Here is a 258-nt window from a genome sequence, read left to right as displayed (position 1 = left end):
TGAACCGCCCCGGCATGTCCGGAGACTCCGAACCTTGGGAAGGTTGGAGTCATGCCAGGAGAGACGAGCAGGCGGTACCCGTCTGAGCTGAAGGCGCGGGCGGTGCGGATGTACGCCGAGATCCGCCCCGATCATCAGAGCGACTGGGAGGCGATGCGCCGGGTCGCTGAACTGCTCGGGGTCTCCACGGCGGAGACGGTCCGCAAGTGGGTGCGCCAAGGGCAGGTCGACGCCGGCGACCGCGCTGGGGTCAGTAGC

At 68.6% G+C, this 258-nt stretch carries 1 pseudogene; it reads left to right on the top strand.

From position 1 onward, the window contains the following. Positions 1–51: 51 nt before the first annotated feature. A pseudogene (locus IG69_RS23070) lies at positions 52–258 on the top strand (IS3-like element IS987 family transposase); the annotation flags it as partial.

The organism is Phycicoccus jejuensis (assembly GCF_000720925.1).
GTDB lineage: Bacteria > Actinomycetota > Actinomycetes > Actinomycetales > Dermatophilaceae > Phycicoccus > Phycicoccus jejuensis.
The sequence above is the reverse complement of the archived record's forward strand: the minus strand, read 5'-3'. Positions and strand labels throughout refer to the sequence as shown.